The sequence below is a fragment of the Allobosea sp. 10L417 genome (genome assembly GCF_056395485.1).
This window is the reverse complement of record NZ_JBFTJP010000011.1, coordinates 238,146-259,581: the sequence shown is the minus strand read 5'-3', so window position 1 is coordinate 259,581 and position 21,436 is coordinate 238,146. Positions and strand designations below refer to the sequence as shown.

At 66.8% G+C, this 21,436-nt stretch carries 23 protein-coding genes; 8 read left to right on the top strand and 15 right to left on the bottom strand.

Annotated elements, in window-relative coordinates; all coding sequences use genetic code 11:
• Window positions 1-533: aldehyde dehydrogenase family protein (locus tag AC1DE3_RS23725; protein WP_476780914.1), on the bottom strand; the 533-nt coding region annotated here is incomplete at its 3' end.
• Between the two features lie 108 nt (window positions 534-641).
• Window positions 642-794, bottom strand: coding sequence for a hypothetical protein (locus tag AC1DE3_RS23720; RefSeq protein ID WP_476852814.1), 153 nt, complete (start codon window positions 792-794; stop codon window positions 642-644).
• Window positions 795-942: 148 nt separating this feature from the next.
• Here AC1DE3_RS23720 and AC1DE3_RS23715 point away from each other — a divergent pair, with 148 nt between their 5' ends.
• Window positions 943-1,431 carry a pyridoxamine 5'-phosphate oxidase family protein gene (locus tag AC1DE3_RS23715; RefSeq protein ID WP_441510809.1) on the top strand — a complete coding sequence of 163 codons (489 nt, stop codon included), beginning with the start codon at window positions 943-945 and terminating at the stop codon, window positions 1,429-1,431.
• 38 nt (window positions 1,432-1,469) lie between these two features.
• Here AC1DE3_RS23715 and AC1DE3_RS23710 read toward each other — a convergent pair whose 3' ends face one another.
• The 4 genes from AC1DE3_RS23710 to AC1DE3_RS23695 form a co-directional block, all read right to left on the bottom strand.
• Window positions 1,470-2,162: a phosphatase PAP2 family protein gene (locus AC1DE3_RS23710; RefSeq protein WP_441510808.1), complete on the bottom strand. Its 693-nt coding sequence runs from the start codon at window positions 2,160-2,162 to the stop codon at window positions 1,470-1,472.
• An 8-nt stretch (window positions 2,163-2,170) separates the two neighbouring features.
• Window positions 2,171-3,076: a diacylglycerol/lipid kinase family protein gene (locus AC1DE3_RS23705; RefSeq protein WP_441510807.1), complete on the bottom strand. Its 906-nt coding sequence runs from the start codon at window positions 3,074-3,076 to the stop codon at window positions 2,171-2,173.
• Window positions 3,077-3,121: 45 nt separating this feature from the next.
• Complete coding sequence (locus AC1DE3_RS23700; RefSeq protein ID WP_441510806.1) at window positions 3,122-4,009, bottom strand: transglutaminase-like domain-containing protein; 888 nt, start codon at window positions 4,007-4,009, stop codon at window positions 3,122-3,124.
• A gap of 256 nt (window positions 4,010-4,265) precedes the next feature.
• Entirely contained in the window at window positions 4,266-4,646 is a 381-nt protein-coding gene (locus AC1DE3_RS23695; RefSeq protein WP_441510805.1) for a PRC-barrel domain-containing protein, read from the bottom strand.
• Between the two features lie 244 nt (window positions 4,647-4,890).
• Here AC1DE3_RS23695 and AC1DE3_RS23690 point away from each other — a divergent pair, with 244 nt between their 5' ends.
• Window positions 4,891-5,154, top strand: coding sequence for a glycine zipper domain-containing protein (locus AC1DE3_RS23690; RefSeq protein ID WP_476852813.1), 264 nt, complete (start codon window positions 4,891-4,893; stop codon window positions 5,152-5,154).
• A gap of 94 nt (window positions 5,155-5,248) precedes the next feature.
• Here the strand turns inward: AC1DE3_RS23690 and AC1DE3_RS23685 are convergent, their stop codons facing one another.
• From AC1DE3_RS23685 to AC1DE3_RS23675, 3 genes are all read right to left on the bottom strand, one after another.
• Window positions 5,249-5,815, bottom strand: a complete 567-nt coding sequence (locus AC1DE3_RS23685) for a GNAT family N-acetyltransferase (protein WP_441510803.1) — start codon at window positions 5,813-5,815, stop codon at window positions 5,249-5,251.
• 69 nt (window positions 5,816-5,884) lie between these two features.
• Window positions 5,885-6,634, bottom strand: coding sequence for a UTRA domain-containing protein (locus AC1DE3_RS23680; protein ID WP_441510802.1), 750 nt, complete (start codon window positions 6,632-6,634; stop codon window positions 5,885-5,887).
• Between the two features lie 12 nt (window positions 6,635-6,646).
• Window positions 6,647-8,050, bottom strand: coding sequence for a formimidoylglutamate deiminase (locus AC1DE3_RS23675; protein WP_441510801.1), 1,404 nt, complete (start codon window positions 8,048-8,050; stop codon window positions 6,647-6,649).
• A gap of 143 nt (window positions 8,051-8,193) precedes the next feature.
• Between AC1DE3_RS23675 and hutI the strand changes: the two genes are divergently transcribed.
• The 5 genes from hutI to AC1DE3_RS23650 all read left to right on the top strand — a co-directional run bounded on the left by hutI (window position 8,194) and on the right by AC1DE3_RS23650 (window position 14,073).
• Window positions 8,194-9,360, top strand: a complete 1,167-nt coding sequence (gene hutI, locus AC1DE3_RS23670) for an imidazolonepropionase (RefSeq protein WP_441511186.1) — start codon at window positions 8,194-8,196, stop codon at window positions 9,358-9,360.
• A complete protein-coding gene (hutH, locus tag AC1DE3_RS23665) occupies window positions 9,357-10,889 on the top strand; it encodes a histidine ammonia-lyase (RefSeq protein WP_441510800.1) in 1,533 nt (510 codons plus the stop codon). Before hutI ends, hutH begins: the two co-directional genes overlap by 4 nt.
• On the top strand, window positions 10,886-11,695 hold the full coding sequence (gene hutG, locus AC1DE3_RS23660; protein WP_441510799.1) for an N-formylglutamate deformylase: 810 nt from the start codon (window positions 10,886-10,888) through the stop codon (window positions 11,693-11,695). Before hutH ends, hutG begins: the two co-directional genes overlap by 4 nt.
• The gene (hutU, locus tag AC1DE3_RS23655; protein ID WP_441510798.1) at window positions 11,692-13,359 is read left to right on the top strand and encodes a urocanate hydratase; all 1,668 of its coding nucleotides are present in this window, start codon (window positions 11,692-11,694) and stop codon (window positions 13,357-13,359) included. Before hutG ends, hutU begins: the two co-directional genes overlap by 4 nt.
• Before the next feature lie 153 nt (window positions 13,360-13,512).
• Complete coding sequence (locus AC1DE3_RS23650) at window positions 13,513-14,073, top strand: HutD/Ves family protein (RefSeq protein WP_441510797.1); 561 nt, start codon at window positions 13,513-13,515, stop codon at window positions 14,071-14,073.
• Window positions 14,074-14,184: 111 nt separating this feature from the next.
• Here AC1DE3_RS23650 and AC1DE3_RS23645 read toward each other — a convergent pair whose 3' ends face one another.
• Complete coding sequence (locus AC1DE3_RS23645) at window positions 14,185-15,264, bottom strand: citrate synthase/methylcitrate synthase (protein WP_441510796.1); 1,080 nt, start codon at window positions 15,262-15,264, stop codon at window positions 14,185-14,187.
• An 88-nt stretch (window positions 15,265-15,352) separates the two neighbouring features.
• Between AC1DE3_RS23645 and AC1DE3_RS23640 the strand changes: the two genes are divergently transcribed.
• Entirely contained in the window at window positions 15,353-16,492 is a 1,140-nt protein-coding gene (locus AC1DE3_RS23640) for a citrate synthase family protein (protein WP_441510795.1), read from the top strand.
• Window positions 16,493-16,663: 171 nt separating this feature from the next.
• Here AC1DE3_RS23640 and AC1DE3_RS23635 read toward each other — a convergent pair whose 3' ends face one another.
• The 5 genes from AC1DE3_RS23635 to AC1DE3_RS23615 all read right to left on the bottom strand — a co-directional run bounded on the left by AC1DE3_RS23635 (window position 16,664) and on the right by AC1DE3_RS23615 (window position 21,263).
• Entirely contained in the window at window positions 16,664-17,884 is a 1,221-nt protein-coding gene (locus AC1DE3_RS23635) for a class I SAM-dependent methyltransferase (RefSeq protein WP_441510794.1), read from the bottom strand.
• 180 nt (window positions 17,885-18,064) lie between these two features.
• Entirely contained in the window at window positions 18,065-18,844 is a 780-nt protein-coding gene (locus AC1DE3_RS23630) for an ABC transporter ATP-binding protein (protein ID WP_476780912.1), read from the bottom strand.
• Complete coding sequence (locus tag AC1DE3_RS23625; RefSeq protein WP_441510792.1) at window positions 18,841-19,614, bottom strand: ABC transporter permease; 774 nt, start codon at window positions 19,612-19,614, stop codon at window positions 18,841-18,843. The genes AC1DE3_RS23630 and AC1DE3_RS23625 overlap by 4 nt, the downstream gene beginning before the upstream one ends.
• Window positions 19,611-20,147 carry a mismatch-specific DNA-glycosylase gene (locus tag AC1DE3_RS23620; RefSeq protein WP_441510791.1) on the bottom strand — a complete coding sequence of 179 codons (537 nt, stop codon included), beginning with the start codon at window positions 20,145-20,147 and terminating at the stop codon, window positions 19,611-19,613. Before AC1DE3_RS23620 ends, AC1DE3_RS23625 begins: the two co-directional genes overlap by 4 nt.
• Before the next feature lie 156 nt (window positions 20,148-20,303).
• On the bottom strand, window positions 20,304-21,263 hold the full coding sequence (locus tag AC1DE3_RS23615) for an ABC transporter substrate-binding protein (RefSeq protein WP_476852812.1): 960 nt from the start codon (window positions 21,261-21,263) through the stop codon (window positions 20,304-20,306).
• Between the last annotated feature and the right edge of the window lie 173 nt (window positions 21,264-21,436).

The following is a 21,436-nucleotide window of genomic DNA, read 5'->3' as shown; positions in this document are numbered from 1 at the left end:
ACAAGATCGGCCGGCTTCAGGACCACGCAATTGCCCCAGGCGAGCGCCGGCGCGATCTTCCAGGCGGGGATCGCGATCGGGAAGTTCCACGGCGTGATCATGCCGATGATGCCGAGCGGCTCGCGCGTCACCTCCACGCCGACGCCGGGGCGCACCGAGGGGATCATCTCGCCGCCAAGGCGCAAGCATTCGCCGGCGAAGAAGGCGAAGATCTGGCCGGCGCGGGTCGCCTCGCCGATACCCTCGGGAAGGGTCTTGCCCTCCTCGCGCGAGAGCAGGCGGCCGAGCTCGTCCTTGCGGGCGAGGATCTCGTCGGAGGCCTTCTTCAGGATGTCGTAGCGCTCCTGCGGCGTCGTGCGGCTCCAAGCCGGGAATGCGGCCTTGGCGGCGGCGACGGCATTGTTCAGGTCCTCGACCGTCCCTTGCGCGTACTCGCCGACGACGTCGCCGGTGTTCGAGGGGTTGATGTTGCGCGAGGCGTTGGCTCCGCCAGCCCATTCGCCGGCGATGAGGTTCTTGAAGGGCGCGTTCATCTTTCTCTCCCACGAACAGGCTTGTGGGAGGGTGTTAGCGCCTTTGGACCGGGAAGGCCAATGCCCGACGGTCGGGGAGCCATCCGCTAACTGCATCGCCGGCGGAAACTACTTCTCCTTGATCGACAGACCGTTCTTGCCGACCGAGATCTGAACGCCATCGGGCTGCTTCTTTTCCTGGTAGAGCGAGTAGCAGGTCACGGCCAGGGCGGCGACGAGCACGACGATGAGGACAACCAGAAGATTGCGCGAAGCGAGCATGAAACATCCTTGACGAGGCGGCCGGAGCCGCGGCGCCCTGCCAACGCCGGCCTGCCGCTCAAAGTTCCGCGAGGACGGAACGTTCAGCCACCATCGGCGTTCAAATTCGGCGCGAGCCATGCCAGGATCGCGCTGGCTGGAGCGAGCGATGCACGAGACGGAACAGCAGGAGCGAATTTGGACGGCGCTTGCCGCGCATCCCGTCTACATGGTCTCGCTACTGGCCGAAAATGCCATCAAAACCCGGCCGATGTCGGGGCATCTCGACCGCGATCACCACCGGCTGCTCTTCATCAGCCATCGTCATACCGGCATCGTCGGGGCGGCCCTGCGCTCGCCCTCCGTCTCCATCGCCATCAGCCACGAGAACCGGAACTTCTACGCCGCGATCTCCTGTTCGGCTTCGGAAGTGCCCGGAAGGAACGAGCTGCGCGAGATCTGGACCCCCCTGGCGAGCGCCTGGTTCCCGCATGGGCCTGACGACCCTGACGCCACCCTGCTCGCACTGACGCCGATCTCGGCAGAAATCTGGGACGGCCCCTCGAGCAGCGTCGTCGTCGCCTTCAAGTTGGCGACGGCGAAGATATTGGGGCGCACGCCCGATCTCGGCGTCAACGCCACCATCGACATGCGCTGAGCCGGTTCGAAGGCTGGGCGCTGAAAGCGTCAGCGCCGTCAGGCCGGGTCGGAAGCCGCCATCTTCCGCCCGAGCCAGGCGACCGCGATGGTGGACCAGGCGATGCCGAGGCACCAGCCGCCGATGACGTCGGTCGGCCAGTGGACGCCGAGATAAATCCGGCTGAGGCCGATCAGCACGATCATCACCCAGGCCAGCGCGAAGCACAGGCGCTTGATGTCGTGGCGCCGCGAGGCGAGGCCGACGAAGCCCGCGATGCTGAGCAGCGTCACCGCCGAGAGAAAGGCGTGCCCGCTCGGAAAGCTGGCAGTAAAGGTGAGCGCCGCATGGCTTACGATGTCGGGCCGCTGGCGTCCGATCGCGATCTTCAGCCCATTGCTGGCCAGCAGGGCCGCGAGCAGGCTGACGACGAGGCCCACAGCCAGGTGCCGATAGCCACAGAGCCAGAGCGCCAGCGTCGCGGTGGTCGCCATGAAGAACAAGCCGACGAAACTGCCAAGTGCCGTCATGTCCCGCACCGCCTCCTGGAACCAGGTCGGCCCGATCGGAACGGCGGGATTGGCCGGGTCGCGGAACAGCAGGACCAGCTTGGTATCGAAGGCGAAGCTGTGGCCCGAGGCGATGAAGGCGGCCAGCGCCACAAAGGCCAGCGCCGCGGCAGCCGGCACGAGAACGCGCGGCTGCCACCATGGCGCCGACGCCTGGCTCAAAGCGTGCAGCGGCTCAGGCATGGCGACTTTCAACTCCAGAATCGGGTCGGGCGAGCGGCGATGACGGTCAAGGCTCTGGGCAGCAAGCCATAGGTCAACGCCCCTGCCCTGCGCTCGACCTCGCCGTCGAAGGTGATGTGCCCCTGCCGCTTGTCGCGGCGGGACAGCGTGACCGCATTGCCCGTGAAGGAGCTGAGATTGCGGGACGAACGCCAGCGGCCGGAAGCGACGGACAAGGCCGCCTTGCTACGCGAATAGAGGCCACCCGCATTCAATACGTGGACTTCGAAGACGCCGCCATCGAGACAATCGCGCCGCCATTCGGCGCCGTTGAAACGATTGACGGTGACCAGCACGGCATCCGCCTCGACGACCCGGCTCTGATTGCCGATGGCAATCTCGACGGCGACGGGACGGGTGAACAGGATCGAGCGCGTCGCCGCGATACCGAAGGCGGCGACACGGCTGAAGGGGAAGCGGCGGCGCGCATGTTCACGCTCGCGCGCCATCAGGCTGAAGAAACCCATGCCGGAGATCGAATGGAACAGCCGGTCGTTGACGCGGCCGACATCCATCGCGACAGGCTCGCCATGACAGAGCGCCGCAACCTGCTGCTCGAGCGGGCCGAACAGGCCGAGGTCTCGCCCCAACACATTGACGGTTCCCATCGGCAGAATGCCGACCGGGCGGTCCGCCTGAATCAGCACGGGCAAGGCGCCGTTGATGGTGCCGTCGCCGCCGGCCAGGACCGGTATCGTCCTGTCCTTCTCGATCGCCAGCGACAAGGCGCTGCCGATCTCGCGCGGCGGGACGAGCTTGACGTCCGCGTGGCAGCTATGGGCCTTGAAGGCGGCCTCGACACGAGCCGCAAAGGCGTCGGCACCTGCTTCGAGGACCGCTCCGGCGCGGGCGTTGACGACAACGGTGTGACGCATGTGGAGCCCAAGATAGGTGCCCCGCGTGGCTGCGCAAGACCGCCCTCACGCTGCTGCGGGGCGCGCATCGAATTGCGCGGGCTGCGGCGGGGCCAGCGGCATGGGCGTCTCATCGACTTCTTCGGTGATCACCTCGAAGCGCTGCAAGGTATGCATTCCGAAGGAACACATCATCGCAGTATCGGTCGCGTCACGACCGCGGGCGATGACGATGCGGCCGATGCGCGGTTCGTTGTGGCGGGCATCGAAGGTGTACCAGCGGCCGCCCAGGAAAACCTCGAACCAGGCATTGAAGTCCATCGGCGCGGGATTCGGCGGCACGCCGATATCGCCGAGATAACCATTGCAGTAACGGGCAGGGATGTTCATGCAGCGGCACAGCGCGACAGCCAGATGCGCGAAATCGCGGCAGACGCCGATCCGCTCCTCGAAGGCCTCAGCGGCCGTGCGCGTGCTGCGCGCGAAATGATAGCCGAACGTCAGGTGATTGTGGACGAAATCGACGATCGCCTGGACGCGCGGCCAGCCTGGCGCGACCTGCCCGAACAGCGACCAGGCCTGATCGAAGAGCTTGTCGGTCTCGCAGTAGCGGCTGCCGAGCAGATAGAGGAGCGCCTCGTCGGGCAGACGTGAGGGGGCGATCTCCCGTGCCGCCGGGTGGACAGGATCGGGCTCCCCTGAATCATGCACGACCCCTTCCGATTCAAGGCGGATGCCGCCGGGAGGCGCCACCATGCGCCGGCAGATATTGCCGAAGGCGTCGAGATGCTGTGCGACGGCGATCGGCAGCGAGGGATCGGCCAAGGCGCTGACCCGCATCTCGTCGGGCATAGTCAGGTCGTGGCGGCGCGAGGGGTGGACATCGAGCAATGTGACAAGGGGCATCTCACGCGCGCAAACCAACTCGATCCGATAGCCGTAACGGATGCGCATCTCGCCTTCTCCTGATGTGAGGGACGGCCGCCTCGCGGCTGTGCCGCGGTGGCTCATCGGGTCTCGAATTCCCCCACCGAGCAGACGCGCGAGGGCGCCCTCTGGTTCCCTCGCTCTGGCCAAAAAGCGCCGCGTCCACCTGCGAGAACGCATGAGACGCCRCAAAAAGAAGATGCGGGCCTTTCGGCCCGCATCCCGCCGCCACGGCGGTTCGGCTGGGGGGATAGCAACCGCCGCGACCAGCGTCTGGCAGCCGCTACATCATCCAGTAGGGCATCGTGCCGTAATAGTCGTGGACACGCTTGCCGTAAGCCTTGTCCTCCCAGTCGGGCTCGCCCTCGCTGTCGTACATCGGCGCAGCTTCGAGCTTTTCCTTTGTCAGAGGCACGACGTAGCCGCCGCGCTGCGGGTCGTAGTCGAGAACGCTCCACGGAATTGGATGGTATTTCTCGCCGAGGCCGAGGAAGCCGCCGAAGGACATGATCGCGTAGGCGACCTTTCCGGTCTGCTTGTCCAGCATCACGTCGTAGATCTCGCCGAGATGCTCGCCAGCCGCGTTGTAGACGTCCGTTCCCGCAACGCGAGCCCCCGCAATCAATGGATTGGCAGTGGTGGTGGACGTGGTGGACATCGCCATGTCGGGTTCCTCCATGTGTCGGGGGCGCGTCGCTTCAGCCCCGGAAACTCGTCTCCTCAACGTCCTGCGGAAGCCAAAGGTTCCAGCTTTTTCAGAGCCTTTTTGTGCAATCTTCCGGCATCACATTTCCGGCTTTTTCGTCATGTGAATGGAGGTCGCGCTCCGCATCGGGAACTTTTTGGCCGCACGGCTGGTTTCGGACTGCGAGCGAAATCGCCGTTTTGTGAAGAGGAGAACAGTCGGCATGAAGAAGTTCATGGTCATCGTGGGTCTCGCAGCCGCCCTGGGCGCCTGCACCGCGCGTGAACAGAATGCAGGTACTGGCGCTCTTATCGGCGCGGGCGCAGGCGCCCTTATCGGCGGTGCAGCTACGGGCCGGGCCGGCGGTGCCCTGGCGGGTGCGGCTATCGGCGGCGCCAGCGGCGCCATCATTGGCCATGCCGCGACGCCGGATGAGATCTGCTACGGCCGCGACGAGTGGGGCCGGCGCGTGCGTTACGCCTGCTGAGCGAGGCTTCAGCGGATCCATGGAAGGCTCGCCGATCCGGCGGGCCTTCTTTCATAGGGCGATGCGAGCCAACGCGCCCGTCGCCGCGGATGTCTCAGTCGGGCAGAAAACCGGAGATCTCATCAGGCTCTGTGGCCAGCACGTAACGCCGCTGCACGACATTCTCTCGGCGGGACTGCGAGAGGCGTTGAACCGCGTCGACCTCACGAAATCCGAGCTTTCGCAACACCCGTCCTGATGCCTCATTGTCGAATGCATGCCCTGCCTTGAGCCTGGACAGGCGAAGCGTCTCGAACGCGAAGCGAACCGCCGCACCTGCTGCCTCGGACCCGTAGCCGCGCCCCCATGCTGTTCCATCAAGCCAGTAACCGAGCGTGCCCTCGGTTGCGTCAACATTGTCAATGTCCACGAGGCCGATCATCGTTCCTCCGAGCAATATCGCGAAACGATAGGCTTCTCCGGTCGTCCATTCGCGCTCGTGATCGGCAAACCACTGGCCAACCTCCGACGCATCAGGCGGAAAGGACGCCATTTGCAGCATGCGCGACACGTTCCAATTCGATCTGATCTCGACGGCTCTGCTCACGTCCAGCGCGGAACTGGGGCGCAGAACCAGACGATCCGTCACGATCGGAACGCGGGCAGTTGGCGAAATACGCATACCTCTCCGGATAGGCAGCGCGGATGAAGAGAGTGCGACGGCCTTTTTTATGCCGCCTGGTCTGCCGCGTCAGACCTGCCCGTAGGGGCCGAAGCGCCCGACGAAGCGATGGCGGAAGCCGGGATAGAGCAGCCGCACGGCCGTGACTGGCTTCGTCTGGTTCCAGGTCCGGCGTTCGACCAGGAGGCAGGGCTCGCCGACCGCGACGTCGAGCAGGCCCGCCTCCTCCTCGCCCGCTCCGACGGCGCTGATCGCATGCTCCGCCTGCGACCAGAGGCTGTGCTTGAGCAGCCAGTCGCCGGGAGGGGTCTGCGCGAAATCCTCTTCGGTGAGGCCAGCGACGGCATCGGCATGGATCACGCGTTCTTCAAGCACATGCGGTTTGCCGTCGGCGCGATGCAGCACGACGAGATGAGCCACCTTGTCGGAACGCTTCAGACCGAAACGCTCGGCGACATCCGCCTCGGGCCGCCCGTCGCTGCGCGACAGCACATCATAGGCATAGGCCTGTCCGAGCTGCGCGACCTCCTCGGGAATCGAGAGGATATCGAGCATGGCGTGGCTGGCCGGGGGATTGGCGACGATGGTGCCCGAGCGGCGGCGGCGCACGATGAGGCCCTCGCGGGCAAGCTGCACCAATGCGCGGTGCACGGTCATCCGCGAGGCCCCGAGTTGCTCCATCAAGGCATGCTCCGGCGGCACGCTCGTACCGGGCGGCCATTCCCCGGTCACCACCAGATCGCGGATCGCGCGCCGGATCTGGTCGTAGACCGGCCCGGCGCCATCCAGTTTCACCGCGTCGAGCCGGGTCTCCGTCATCGTCGTCCCTGATCATTCCGCTGCGAGCAGGCGCCGCATCACGCTGGCGAAGCGTGCGCGCACCGAATCGCGGGCGATATGCCGCCCCTCGGCCACCACCCTCCTGCCACCGACGACGACGTCGCGCAAAGGCAGGGCGCTGGCGGCGAAGATCGCGCTGTCGACGGCCTCCGCGCCGCCCCTGCCGACGAGGGCCGGGTGATCGGTGTCGAGCGTGATGAAATCGGCGCGATGGCCGGTTGCAATGGCGCCGATAGCACGGCCGCAAGCCCGCGCGCCGCCGGCGCAAGCGGCCTGCCAAAGCGCGAGACCGGTTGAGGCTGCCTCGTCGGCGAAGAGCGCGCGGCGCCGGTCGCGCAGGCGCTGCGAATATTCGAGCTGGCGCAATTCGGCGCCGGCATCGATCTGGATATTGGAATCGCTGCCGACGCCGAAGGCGCCGCCGGCATCGCGATAGCGGATGCCATCGAAGATGCCGTCGCCGAGGCTCGACTCGGTGATCGGGCATAGGCCCGCCACCGCCCCGCTGCGGGCGATGCCGTCACGCTCGGCATCGCTCAGATGCGTCGCATGGATCAGGCACCAGCGCCGATCGAGCGGAATCGTGTCCATCAGCAATTCAACCGGGCGCTTGCCGGTGATCTTCAGGCTGGCCTCGACCTCCGGCACCTGCTCGGCGACATGGATATGGACGGGGTCGCTGGGGCGCAGCGACGAGACCCAGCCGAGATCGTCGAGCGCGACGGCGCGCAGCGAATGCGGGGCGACGCCGAGCCGCGCGTCCGGCAAATCGCGGATTGCGGCGGCGCTGCCTTCCAGCAGGCGCTGATAGGCGTCGCGCTCGTTGACGAAGCGGCGCTGGCCGTGGACCGAGGGCGCCTGCCCGAAATTGCCGAAGCGATAGAGCACCGGCAGCAAGGTGAGGCCGAGCCCGGTTTCCTGTGCGGCGGAAGCGATCGCCTCCCCCATCGCCGCGATGTTGGCGTAGGCGCGCCCGTCCTTGTCGTGATGGAGATAGTGGAACTCGGCGAGCGCGGTGAAGCCGCCCTCCAGCATCTCGACGAAGGCCTGCGCGGCGATGGCCTGCACGTCATCGGGATCGAGCCGGTCGAGGAAGCGGTACATCACCTCCCGCCAGGTCCAGAAGGAATCCTCCGGCGCGCCACGGCGCTCGGAGAGGCCGGCCATGCCGCGTTGGAAGGCATGGCTGTGCAGATTCGGCATGCCCGGCAGCGTGATGCCTGAGAAGCTGCTGGTATCCCCGGCCGGCTTCACCCCCGCCTCGACGGAGACGATCGCGCCATCGGCGACTGTCAGCTTCACATCGCGGGCAAAACCCTCGGGCAGGAGAGCCTCGGCCAGATGCAGGGTCTCGGTCACCGTTTCGCTCCGTCGCTCGCTGGCGTTCAATTGCATATGCAAATAACACTTGCCAATTGCATATGCAATTAGATACCATGGCCTCAATTCAAAGAGTAGCGGGAGGACGCACGGTGGCGAAAGCGCCTGGTGAGACGCTGGCTTGCGACAAGCTCTGGACGAATGCGCGGCTGGCGACGATGTCGGTTGCGATCGATGCGCCCTATGGCGCGATCGAGGATGGCGTCATCGCCGCCCGAGACGGCCGCATCGTCTATGCCGGCCTGCGCAGCGAGGCGCCCATCTTCCAGGCCGCCGAGACCGTCGATTGCGCGGGAGGCTGGATCACGCCGGGCCTGATCGATTGCCACACTCATCTCGTCTATGGCGGCGACCGCGCGCATGAATTCGAGCTGCGCCTGCAGGGCGCGACCTATGAAGAGATCGCGCGGGCCGGTGGCGGCATCCTCTCCACCGTCAAGGCGACGCGCGAGGCGAGCGAGGAGACGCTCTTCGCCTCCGCCGACCGGCGCCTCGCCGCGCTCATGGCCGAGGGCGTCACCACCGTCGAGATCAAGTCGGGCTACGGGCTGGAGCAGCAGGCCGAGCTGAAGCAGCTCCGGGTCGCGCGCCGGATCGGCCGCGAGCGGCCTGTCACCGTCCGCACCACCTTCCTCGGCGCCCATGCCGTGCCGCCGGAATACAAGGGGAGCTCGGGCGATTACACCGCGCTCGTTGCCGGGCCGATCCTCGATGCCGTCGCGGCCGAGGGGCTGGCCGATGCGGTCGACGTCTTCTGCGAGGGCATCGCCTTCTCGCCGGAGGAAACGAAGGCTGTCTTCGAGGCCGCCAAGGCCAAGGGCCTCGCGATCAAGATCCATGCGGAGCAGCTCTCCAACCTCTACGGCGCGAAGCTCGCCGCCGAGATGGGGGCGCTTTCCGCCGATCATCTCGAATATCTCGACGAGGCCGGCGTCATCGCCATGGCCAAGGCCGGCACGGTCGCGGTCGTGCTGCCCGGCGCCTTCTACTTCCTGCGCGAGACGCAGAAGCCGCCGATCGAATTGATGCGCAAGCATGGCGTCGCCATCGCGCTCGCCACCGACGCCAATCCCGGCTCCTCGCCGCTGACCTCGCCGCTGCTGGTCCTGAACATGGCCTGCACGCTCTTCCGCATGACGCCCGAGGAGGCGCTGGCCGGACTCACCCGCCACGCCGCCACGGCGCTCGGCCTGCAAGACGAAATCGGCACGCTGGAGGCCGGCAAACGCTGCGATCTTGCGATCTGGGACATCGAGCGCCCGGCCGAACTCGCCTACCGCATCGGCTTCAACCCGCTTCACACCCGCATCTGGAACGGACAATGACCACGGTTTCGCTTGCCCCGGGCGCCGCCCGCCTTACCGATTGGCGCGCCATCCGCGACGGCGCCACGGCCGCCCTCGCCGGCGACAGTGCCACCTCGATCGCCTCCGGGCAGAAGATTGTCGAGGAGATCGTCGCCGCCGGCACGGTGACCTATGGCGTCAATACCGGCTTCGGGAAGCTCGCCAGCGTCCGCATCGCCGATGCCGATCTCGCCAAGCTCCAGAGCAACCTGATCCTCTCGCATGCGGTCGGCACCGGGCCGGCCCTGCCTGACGGCGTCGTCCGCCTGCTGCTGGCGATGAAGGCCGCGAGCCTGGCGCGTGGCGCCTCCGGCGTGCGGCCGGTCGTGATCGAGGCGCTGATCGGTGCGCTCAAGGCCGATGCCTTGCCGGTGATCCCCGCCAAGGGTTCGGTCGGCGCTTCCGGCGACCTCGCCCCGCTCGCCCATATGACCGCGGCCCTGATGGGCTTCGGCGAGATCCGCCTGAAGGGCGAGGTGATGCCGGCGACCGAGGCGCTGAAGCGCGCCGGACTTAGCCCGCTTGCGCTCGGCGCCAAGGAGGGCCTCGCGCTCATCAACGGCACGCAGGTCTCGACCACGCTGGCGTTGACCGGGCTTGCCACCATCGCCCGCGTCTTCGACGCCGCGCTCGTCGCCGGCGCGCTCTCGGTCGATGCGCTCAAGGGCTCCGACACCCCGTTCGATCCGCGCATCCAGACGCTGCGTGGCCAGCCCGGCCAGATCAAGGTCGCAAAAATCCTGCTCGACCTGATCGCCGGCAGCGCCATCCGCGAGAGCCATCGCCATGGCGATACGAAGGTGCAGGACCCCTATTCGCTGCGCTGCCAGCCGCAGGTCATGGGCGCCGTGCGCGATCTTATCGGCAACGCCGCCGCGACGCTTTCGATCGAGGCCAATGCCGTCACCGACAACCCGCTGGTGCTTGGCCCCGGTGAGATCGTCTCGGGCGGCAATTTCCACGCCGAGCCGGTGGCGTTCGCCGCGGACATCCTGGCCATGGCCGTCTGCGAGATCGGCAATCTCTCCGAGCGCCGCATGGCGCTGCTGGTCGATCCCGTGATGAGCGGCCTGCCGCCCTTCCTTGCCCGCGATGCCGGCCTGAACTCGGGCTTCATGATCGCGCAGGTCACGGCTGCGGCGCTCGCCTCCGAGAACAAGCAGAAGGCTTATCCGGCCTCGGTCGACACCATCCCGACCTCCGCCAATCAGGAAGACCATGTCTCGATGGCGACGCATGGCGCCTTCCGCCTGATCGACATGGCGAAGAATGCCGCCAGCGTCATCGGCGTCGAACTGATGGCGGCGGCGGAAGCGATCGAGCATCACCGCCCGCTCAAGACCAGCGCGCGGCTGGAGCCGGTGCTCGCCCTGCTGCGCAGCAAGATCGCGCCGCTCACCGAGGACCGCTATCTCGCCCCCGACCTCGCGGCCGCGACCGAGTTCGTGCTCTCCGGCGCCGTCGGCAAGGCCGCCGGCCTCGACAGCTTCGCCGAGTGCGCGGCGTGAGCGCCGAGATCGTCACCGTGACGCGGGGCTCGTCCCCGCTGATCCTCTCGATGCCGCATCCCGGCACCGGCGTTCCGCCGGAGGTCGCGGCGCAGCTCAACGAGCGTGGCAAGCTGGTCGAGGATACCGACTGGCATATGCGCCAGCTCTACGGCTTCGCCGCACCGTTCGCACCGACCATCGTCGAGGCGCAGCTCTCGCGCTTCGTCATCGACCTCAACCGCGATCCGGCCGGGGTCTCGCTCTATCCGGGCCAGGCGACGACCGAACTCGTGCCGACCACGACCTTCGACGGCGCGCCGATCTGGCAGACCGCGCCGGACGCCACTGAGATCGAGCGGCGCAAGGCGGCCTATTTCCAGCCCTATCACTCAGCGCTGGCTGCCGAGATCGCGCGGGTGAAGGCCGAGCACGGCTACTGTGTGCTGTGGGACTGCCATTCGATCAAGTCGGTGATCCCGCGCCTGTTCGAGGGCACGCTGCCGACGCTGAACCTCGGCACCAATTCCCGCGAAAGCTGCGCGCCGAGCGTTGAGGCCGCCGCCGTCGCCGCGATGGCTGGACACCCCTTCACGCAGATCGCCAATGGCCGCTTCAAGGGCGGCTGGATCACGCGCCATTACGGGCGCCCCTCAAGCCAAGTCCACGCGCTCCAGATGGAAATCGCGCTCTCGGCCTATCTCGCCGAGGAGACCGCGCCCCGGACCTTCGACGCGCCGAAGGCCGCCAGCCTGCAGACCGCCTTGTCAGCCACAATCGAAGCCGCGCTTGCCGCAGCCGCAGCCATCGAACGGAGCCGCTCATGACCCGCTTGGACAATACCCGCGTCATCCGCCCCGCCACCGGCACCGAACTCACAGCCAAGAGCTGGCTGACCGAAGCGCCGCTGCGGATGCTGATGAACAACCTGCATCCTGATGTCGCCGAGAACCCGCAGGAGCTCGTGGTCTATGGCGGCATCGGCCGCGCCGCCCGCTCCTGGGAGGATTTCGACCGCATCGTCGCGGCGCTGCGCCAGCTCGAGGCCGACGAGACGCTGCTCGTGCAGTCCGGCAAGCCGGTCGGCGTGTTCCGCACCCACAAGGATGCGCCGCGCGTCCTGATCGCCAACTCGAACCTCGTGCCGCATTGGGCGAACTGGGACCATTTCAACGAGCTCGATAAGAAGGGGCTCGCCATGTACGGCCAGATGACGGCCGGCTCCTGGATCTATATCGGCACCCAAGGCATCGTGCAGGGCACCTACGAAACCTTCGTCGAAGCCGGGCGCCAGCACTACAATGGCAGCCTCAAGGGCAAGTGGGTGCTGACCGGCGGCCTCGGCGGCATGGGCGGCGCGCAGCCGCTTGCCGCGGTGATGGCCGGTGCCTCCTGCCTCGCCGTCGAGTGCAATCCCGACTCGATCGATTTCCGTCTGCGCACCCGCTATCTCGACGAGAAGGCCGAGACGCTCGACGAAGCCATGGAGATGATCGCCCGCTGGACGAAGAATGGCGAGGCGAAGTCGGTCGGCCTGCTCGGCAACTGCGCCGAGATCCTGCCGGAAATGGTCCGCCGCGGCATCCGGCCGGACATGGTCACCGACCAGACCTCGGCGCACGACCCGGTCAACGGCTACCTGCCGAAGGGCTGGACCATGGGCCAGTGGAAACAGGCGCGCGAAGCCAATCCGAAGTCCGTCGAGAAGGCCGCGCGCGCCTCGATGCGCGAGCATGTCGAGGCGATGATCGCCTTCCAGGACATGGGCATCCCGACCTTCGACTACGGCAACAATATCCGCCAGGTCGCCAAGGACGAGGGGCTGGAGAACGCCTTTGCCTTCCCGGGCTTCGTGCCGGCCTATATCCGCCCGCTGTTCTGCCGCGGCATCGGCCCGTTCCGCTGGGCCGCCCTTTCGGGCGATCCGGAGGATATCTACAAGACCGACGCCAAGGTGAAGGAGCTGACGCCCGGCAACACGCACCTGCACAACTGGCTCGACATGGCGCGCGAGCGCATCTCGTTCCAGGGCCTGCCGGCGCGCATCTGCTGGGTCGGCCTCGGTGACCGCCATCGGCTCGGCCTCGCCTTCAACGAGATGGTCCGGAACGGCGAGCTCAAGGCGCCGGTCGTGATCGGCCGCGACCATCTCGACTCCGGCTCGGTCGCCTCGCCGAACCGCGAGACCGAGGCGATGAAAGACGGCTCGGACGCGGTCTCCGACTGGCCGCTGCTCAACGCGCTGCTCAACACCGCGAGTGGCGCTACCTGGGTCTCGCTGCATCATGGCGGCGGCGTCGGCATGGGCTTCTCGCAGCATTCGGGTGTCGTGATCTGCGCCGATGGCACCGACGACGCGGCTGCCCGCCTCGCGCGCGTGCTCTGGAACGATCCGGCGACCGGCGTGATGCGCCATGCCGATGCCGGCTACGACATCGCGTTGGACTGCGCCCGCGAGAAGGGGCTCAACCTGCCGGGTATTCTGGGCTGAGCCCTCGTGTCATTCCGGGGGGCTCCGCGCAGCGGAGAACCCGGAACCCACGACCGGGCGAGCCCTACCCGATCGCAGCATTTGGGTTCCGGGTTCGCCCTTCGGGCGCCCCGGAATGACATGGGTGGTGGCGTGAATTCGAAGGAGCCTTCCATGCGCATCATCCGCGCCGCCGATTGCAAGGTCATGCCGTGGAAGAACGGCGGCGGCACCACGACCGAGATCGCGGTGGCGCCGGAAGGCGCCTCGCTCGGAGATTTCGACTGGCGCATCTCGATGGCGCATGTCGGGCAGGACGGTCCGTTCTCATCCTTCCCCGGCATCGACCGGACACTCTCGGTGCTGACCGGCAACGGCATCCGCCTCGCCTTCGGCGATGGAGAGACGGTGGCGCTCGACCGCTCGACCGCACCGTTTTTCTTCGCCGCCGACCACGCGGTGGAGGGCGTGCTGGTCGACGGGCCGATCGACGATCTCAACGTGATGAGCCGGCGCGGGACGTGGAGCCATAGCGTCGCGCGCCTGACGGGCGGATCGCATGAGATCGCGGTGGAGCATGGATTGCTGGTCTTGGTGGCGCGCGAGGGAGAGTGGCAACTGAATGGCGCGGCTCTGGCTGCCGGGGACAGCGCCGTGTTCCAAGCTCCCGCCACCGCAAAACTCGCCGCCGGGAACAGCAGCGATCTGTTCGTGATCCGACTGCAGCGGGTCTGAGCTGCCGTCATTCTCGGGCGGAGCGCAGCTCCGACCCGAGAACCTCAGGACGAGAAACCACTGGTTTCCGAGATGCTCGGTTCAAGCCCGAGCATGACGCCTTCCCTCGCCTCACGCCGCCTGCCGCGGCTGCGGGCCGACATAGACCGATTGCGGCCGGATCAGCCGGCCGCCGGCGATCTGCTCCTTGGCATGGGCGAGCCAGCCCGTCGTCCGTCCGAGCGCGAAGACGCAGGTGAAGGAATCCGGCGGGAAGCCGAGCGCCTCCAGCAAGAGCGCCGTATAGAATTCGACATTGGTTTCGAGCGTGCGGTTGGGTTTGCGCTCGCGCAGGATGGCGAGCGCCGCCTGCTCGACCCCCTCGGCCAGCGCGAGCCGCCCGCTATCGGCGCCGAGCCGGCGTATCGCGCCCTTCAGCGCATCGGCGCGCGGGTCGCGGACGCGGTAGATACGGTGGCCGAAGCCCATCAGCCGGTCGCCGCGATCCAGCGCCGTTTCAAGCCACGAACGGGCATTGTCGGGCGTGCCGATCGCATCGAGCATCCCGATCACCGGGCCGGGCGCGCCGCCATGGAGCGGCCCCTTCAGCGCACCTATGCCCGCAAGGACGGCCGAGACCAGCCCGGCGCGTGTCGAGGCAACCACGCGAGAGGCGAAAGTCGAGGCGTTGAGACCGTGATCGGCGACGGTCACGAGATAGGTATCGAGCGCGGCGGCCTGCTGCTTCGTCGGCGCCTTGCCCGTCAGCATGCGCAGCGTATCGGCCGCCTGCGACAGCGACGAATCGGGCGAGATCGGTGCGAGACCCTGCCGCAGGCGCAGAGACGCGGCAGTGAAGACAGCCGGCGCCGCCAGCAGCCGCAGCACCGTGCCGCCATCCTCACCATCGGGGATCAACGCGGTCATCGCCCGGATCATCTCGACCGGGCCGAGCGACATGGGCACCGTCGCCTTGGCGACGACCGTCTCGAACAATTCCTGCCGAGCCGCGCCGAGCGCTGCCGGCAGATCCTTGGTGGCAGGCAGGTCCGGCACGAAGCCGTCGAGCATCAGCCCGGCCATTTCTTCGAAGGAGGTGTGTCCCGCCAGTTCGTCTAGGCTGTGGCCGCGCATCACCAGCCGACCGGCCGCTCCATCGACTTCCGAGAGCACGGTATGGGCGGCAACGACATCTTCAAGGCCATCGGACATGGCGATCACTCCTGCAAAACGACAGCTTGAGGATCGGTAGCTTCATCGCTAGAATCAATCTTGAACAATATAATCAATATATTTTCGGATGACCGACTGGCTGACGACGCAACAGGTGATGCAGCGGCTCGGGCTGAAGCCGCAGACGCTCTACGCCTATGTCAGCCGCGGGCTGATCGAGGCGCGCGGCGACGCAGCGGATTCGCGGCGGCGGCTCTACCGGGCCGAGGATGTGGCGCGGCTGGAGCATCGCAAGGCGCGGGGGCGCAAGCCCGCCGCCATCGCCGAAGATGCGATCGCCTTCGGCGAGCCGATCCTGGCCTCGGGCATCGCCACGATCCAGCGCGGCAAACTTTGGTATCGCGGGCAGGATGCCGCGACCCTGGCCGATACGGCGAAGCTGGAGGATGTCGCGCGGCTGCTCTGGGATTGCGGCTCGCAGCGCTTTCCGCCGCTGTTCACGATCGTGCCGGAGGCACCGGCCCGGCAGCGCATGTTCGCGGTGATCGCCGCGCGCGCCGCTGGCGATCCCGCCATGGCGGGGCGCGCGAAGAAGGCGCTCTATCTCGAGGCGGCCTCCGTCATCGACGCGCTGGTCGATGCGATCGCAGGGCGGCCGGGCCAGGGGCCGATCCATCACCGGCTGGCGCAGGCCTGGGGCTGCGACGAACGCGGCGCCGACCTGATCCGCCGCGCGCTCGTGCTGCTGGCCGACCACGAGCTCAACGCCTCGACCTTCGCGGTGCGCGTCGCGGCCTCGACGCGCGCTTCACTCGCGGCCTGCATCTTGGCCGGGCTCGCAACGCTGTCCGGGCCGCTGCATGGCGGGATGACCCCGCGCGTGCTCGGGCTGATGCGCGAGATCGCGAGCGAGGGCGTCGAGATGGCGGTCTCCGCCCGGCTTGCGACGGGCATGCCCCTGCCCGGCTTCGGCCACCCGCTCTATCCGGACGGCGATGCGCGGGCGCGGGCACTGCTCACCGCGTTCACGCTGCCGCCGGCCTATGAGGAGACGCGCCGGGCCGTCACTGCGCTGACCGGAGAGGAGCCGAATATCGACTTCGTGCTGACGGCGATCGCGAGCGAACTCGGGCTTGCGCCGGATGTCTCGTTCCAGATCTTCGCCGCGGCGCGCTGCGCCGGCTGGATCGCCCATGCGCTGGAGCAAGGCGAGACCGGGCGCCTGATCCGGCCTCGCGCCCGCTATGTCGGGCCGGAGCCGGCCTAGGCCGGCTCGAAAACTTTGTCATTCCGGGGCTTCGCGCAGCGAAGAACCCGGAACCCACGACCGGGTGAGGGGCTTACAACCCGGCATCAAATCCCACCCAGTCGTGGGTTCCGGGTTCGCGCCTGCGGCGCGCCCGGGAATGACAAAGGTGGTGCTGTTAGCAGCCGGCATCTAAGCCGGCTCATCGACCTTCGTCTGCGTCGCCTTCCGCCCAAGCTCGCCCTCACGCTCCTCGATATAACCGCGCGTGATCGGCAGTCCGTCGAGCTTCTTGGCGAGCTGGAATTGGAAGACCACCAGATCGTCGTGCCGGAAGCTCGCCTCTGAGGCGGCAAGGTAGAACTCCCACATCCGGGCGAAGCGCTCGTCATACATCGCCACCGCCTCGGCGCGCCGGGCCAGGAAGTTCTCGCGCCAGGCTTTCAGCGTCTCGGCATAGTGGAGGCGGAGCACCTCGACATCGGTGATGACGAGCCCTTCCTGCTCCACCGCCGCCGCCACCTCCGACATGGCGGGGATGTAGCCGCCGGGGAAGATGTACTTGGCGATGAAGGGATTGGTCGCGCCAGGCGGCGTCGAGCGGCCGATCGTGTGGATCAGCGCCACGCCATCGTCGTTGAGCAACTCGCGGATCTTGCGGAAGTAATCGCGATAATAGCCGACGCCGACATGCTCGAACATGCCGACCGAGACGATCCGATCGAAGGGCTCCGTCAGGTGGCGATAATCCTGCAGCCGGAACTCGACCGGCAGGCCGGACTCCCCGCCACGCTCCCGCGCGATGGCGAGTTGCTCCTCGGAGAGCGTGATGCCCGTCACCGAAGCGCCGGTCTCGCCGGCGATCGACAGCGCCATGCCGCCCCAGCCGCAGCCGATATCGAGCACGCGCTGGCCCGGCTGCAGATCGAGTTTGCCCATGATGTGGCGCTTCTTGGCGAGTTGCGCTTGCGCCAGCGTCATATTCGGCTGCGCGAAATAGGCGCAGGAGTATTGCATGTCCGGGTCGAGGAAGAGCCGGAAGAAATCGCTCTTCAGGTCGTAGTGATGCGCGACGTTGCGCTTCGCCAGTGCCGGTGTGTTGTTCTGGTGGAAGCGGCGCACAGCGGTGCGCAGCCCCTCCAGCGTCTTGCCCCAGCCCTTCGGGCGGGCCTTGTGGATGGCGGCGACCAGCACGTCGAGCAGATCATAGAGCGAGCCCTGCTCGACCACGACGCGCCCGTCCATGACGGCCTCGCCCAAGGCGAGCTCGGGATTGAGCGCAAGTTTCAATTCCGTCGGCGCATCCAAGATCCGCATCCGCAATCGCGGCACGGCTCCCTGTCCGATGGATTGAAGCGTGCCATCGGGAAAAACGACATCGATACGTGGCTCGATCGCGAGCCGAGACAACATCCTGGCAATCAGCGAATGCATTGGCCCCACCTTCGGCAGCGCCCCTTTCGCCCCAAGATGGCAAGTCGGATCGCCGTCGTAACCGCCCTTTGGCGCAAGGCAGGCACTCGCCTGCGACATGACAACGCAGGCGGCGTGGTTCGGTTCCGTTGGGGAAGCATGGCTGACTGCTGGAGGGACTCAGTGGTCGGCGGCGATGACTTCGGCGCGGATCTCCTCGACCAGCCGCTCCTTCAGCGCGACGAATTCCGGTGTCGTCTTGATGGTGTAGGGCCGCGGATGTGGCAGCTCGACCGGGATATCCGCCTTGATCCGCCCCGGGCGCGCGCTCATCACCACGACGCGGGAGCCGACGAAGATAGCCTCCTCGATGTCATGGGTGACGAAGAGCACGGTCTTCTTCTCGCGCTCCCAGATGCCGAGCAGCATCTCCTGCATCAGGGCGCGGGTCTGGTTGTCGAGCGCGCCGAAGGGCTCGTCGAGCAGGAGGATCTTGGGATCGTTGGCGAGCGCGCGGGCGATCGCGGTGCGCTGCTGCATGCCGCCAGAAAGCTGCTTCGGGAAATGATCGACGAAGTGGCCGAGCCCGACGCGCACCGCCCAGTCGCGCGCGATCCGCAGCCGCTCGGCCTCGGGCACGCCCCTCTCGCGCAGGCCGAAGGCGATGTTCTCTTGCACTGTCAGCCAGGGGAAGAGCGTGTAACTCTGGAAGACGAAGCCGCGATCGGCTCCCGGCCCCGACACCGGCGTGCCGTCGAGCAGGATGCGCCCCTCGCTCGCCGTCTCCAGCCCCCCGATGATGCGCAGCAAGGTCGACTTGCCGCAGCCGGAGGGGCCGAGAATGGTAATGAAGTCGTTGTCGGCGACGGTGAGCGAAGTCGGCATCAGCGCGCGCGTCGGCTCAGCCCCGCGCTGGCCTGCGAAGACCTTGCCGACATTGTCGATGACAAGCTTGCTCATGCGCGCGCCCATGGGAACAGGCGCTGGTTGACCGCCTTGAAGAGGAAATCAGAGATGAGGCCGATGAGGCCGATCACGATGATGCCGAAGATGATCTGCCCGGTGTTCAGCAGCGCCTGGCTGTCCGTGATCATGTGGCCGATGCCGGAGGACGAGCCGATCAGCTCGGCGACGATGACATAGGTCCAGGCCCAGCCGAGGACGAGGCGGAAGATCTCGGCGATCTCCGGCGCCGCATTCGGCAGCATGACGCGGCGCACGACCGAGCGGTCGGTCGCGCCCAGCGTATAGGCGGCGTCGACCAGATCGCGCCGGATCGAGCCGACCGAGACCGCGATCATCAGGATGAGCTGGAAGACCGCGCCGATGAAGATGACGAGCAGTTTCTGCGTCTCGCCGATGCCGGCCCACAGGATCAGCAGCGGGATGAAGGCCGAGGCCGGCAAATAGCGCGCGAAGGAGACGAAGGGCTCCAGGAACGCCTCGATCGGCTTGTAGGCGCCCATCAGGATGCCGAGCGGCAGGGCGACGATGACGGCGATGATGAAGCCGCCCACGACGCGCCAGATCGTCATCATGATGTCGAAACTGAAGCCGTAGCGCACCATCAGATTGTAGCCCTCGCCGACCATGGTCAGCGGATCGGCCAGGAAGAGGCGCTGGACATAGCCGCCGAAGGTCGCGACCGACCAGAGCGCTACGAACAGCGCAAAGAAGGCCACGCCATAGCCTATGCGGGCCGCGGTCGAGACGGGTTGCAAGGGTCTCATCGCACTATCGTTCCGGGGACGGCCATAGCCAGTTGCTTCCAGGGTTCGATCGACCAGAAGCCGGCCGCTGCGCCGGAGGTCGAGGGGAGTATGTAGATTTCGGCGCCGGCCAGCGTCTCCGCCTGCCGCCCATAGACGAGCTGTCCCTCGCGAACTCCAAGGACAGCCTGCGCCGCGCGTTTGCCATTGAAGGCCACGATGCGCGGCGCGCAGGCAGCGATCCGGGACGCGAGGCCGGCCACGTCGAAATGGCTGCCTCGCAGCATGGAATCCGGGCCCGAGCTCCGCTTGGCAACATCGGTCAGGCCGATGCCGTAGCGCGGGAGGCTGCGGAAGTCTTCCGGCGCCAGCTTCATCGGCACCAGCCCGGTCTGATGGAGCACCGACCAGAACTTGTTGCCTGGACCGGCATAATAGGCTCCGCGCCGGGCCGAGGCGGTTCCGGCCTGCGTGCCGCAGAAGACGACGCGCAAGCCGGGCTCCAGAACATCCGGAAGGATTTCGCCGCTTAGGCATTCAAGGCCGGCCGTCACCCTGCAGCCCTCATCCTGAGGAACCGCGAAGCGGCGTCTCGAACGATGCTCCAGATGGTTCCCGAGCCTTCTGGAACATCCTTCGAGACGCCATCCCTTTCGGGATGGCTCCTCAGAATGAGGGCTCGCGGAGATCTCAAGCAGCCTCCCCGGTTTCTACTTGCCGGCGACGAACTTCGTGTCGACCAGCGAAGCGAGGTCGGGCTTCGCCTTGACCAGGCCGATTTCGAGCAGCAGGTCGGCGGCCTTGGCCGAGAAGGCCTGCCAGTCGCCGGAGAAGAGCTTCTTGTTGCCCTCGGCATCCGACCAGCGCAGGAACGCCGCCGACTTGCCGAACTGCTCGCCGGTCTGCTTCACATCGGCGCCCATGATCTCATAGGCCTTGGCCTGGTCCTTCTTGATCATCTCCAGCGCTTCGAAATAGCTCTGGGTCAGCGCGGCCGCGGCCTTGTCGTTGACGAGGAAGGCCGGCGTGCAGCCGAAGGTGTCCATCACCATCGGGTAGTCGAGGGTGGTGGCGATGATCTTGCCCGCATCCGGCTTGTCGCGGACGGTGGAGAGATAGGGCTCATAGGTCATCGCCGCGTCGTTCTGGCCGGCGATGAAGGCCTGCGCGGCCGGACCGGGCTCCATGTTGACGACCGTCACATCCTTCACGGACATGCCGTTTTCCTTGAGCATCCAGGCCAGCGCGAAATAGGGCGAGGTGCCGGGCGCCGAGGCCGCGACCGTCTTGCCCTTCAGGTCCTTGATCGAGCCCACACCGTTGCGCACGGCCATGCCGTCGGCGCCATAGCTCTTGTCGAGCTGGAAGATCTGCTTGGTCTTGATGCCCGCCGCATCCCAGACGATCCAGGTCTCGACCGTGGTCGCGGCGCACTGGATGTCACCCGAGGCGATGGCGAGGTGGCGATCCTTCTGCGGAATCTTCTTGATCGTGACGTCGAGGCCGTTCTTAGCGAAGATACCAGCCTCCTTGGCGAGGACCAGCGGCGCGAAGCCGGTCCAGCCGGAAATTCCGATATTCACCTTGGTCTGCGCCTGCGCGCCGCCCGCCGCCAGAAGCGCCGCGAGGCCGAAGCCGACGCTCGCACCGATGCGCTTGAATGCTGCCATGTTCGAAACCCTTCCCCTGCTTAACGGCGAACGCGCCATTCAGGACGCCTAGACAGCGTCATTCACGGCGCGAAGCAACCTTCGTTCCAAATCAGGTTAAATGCATATGCAAACCCGTCAAGGCGCCGATCACCATCGCTTGGGAAAGCCATGACATTCTCTCGTTTGACAGC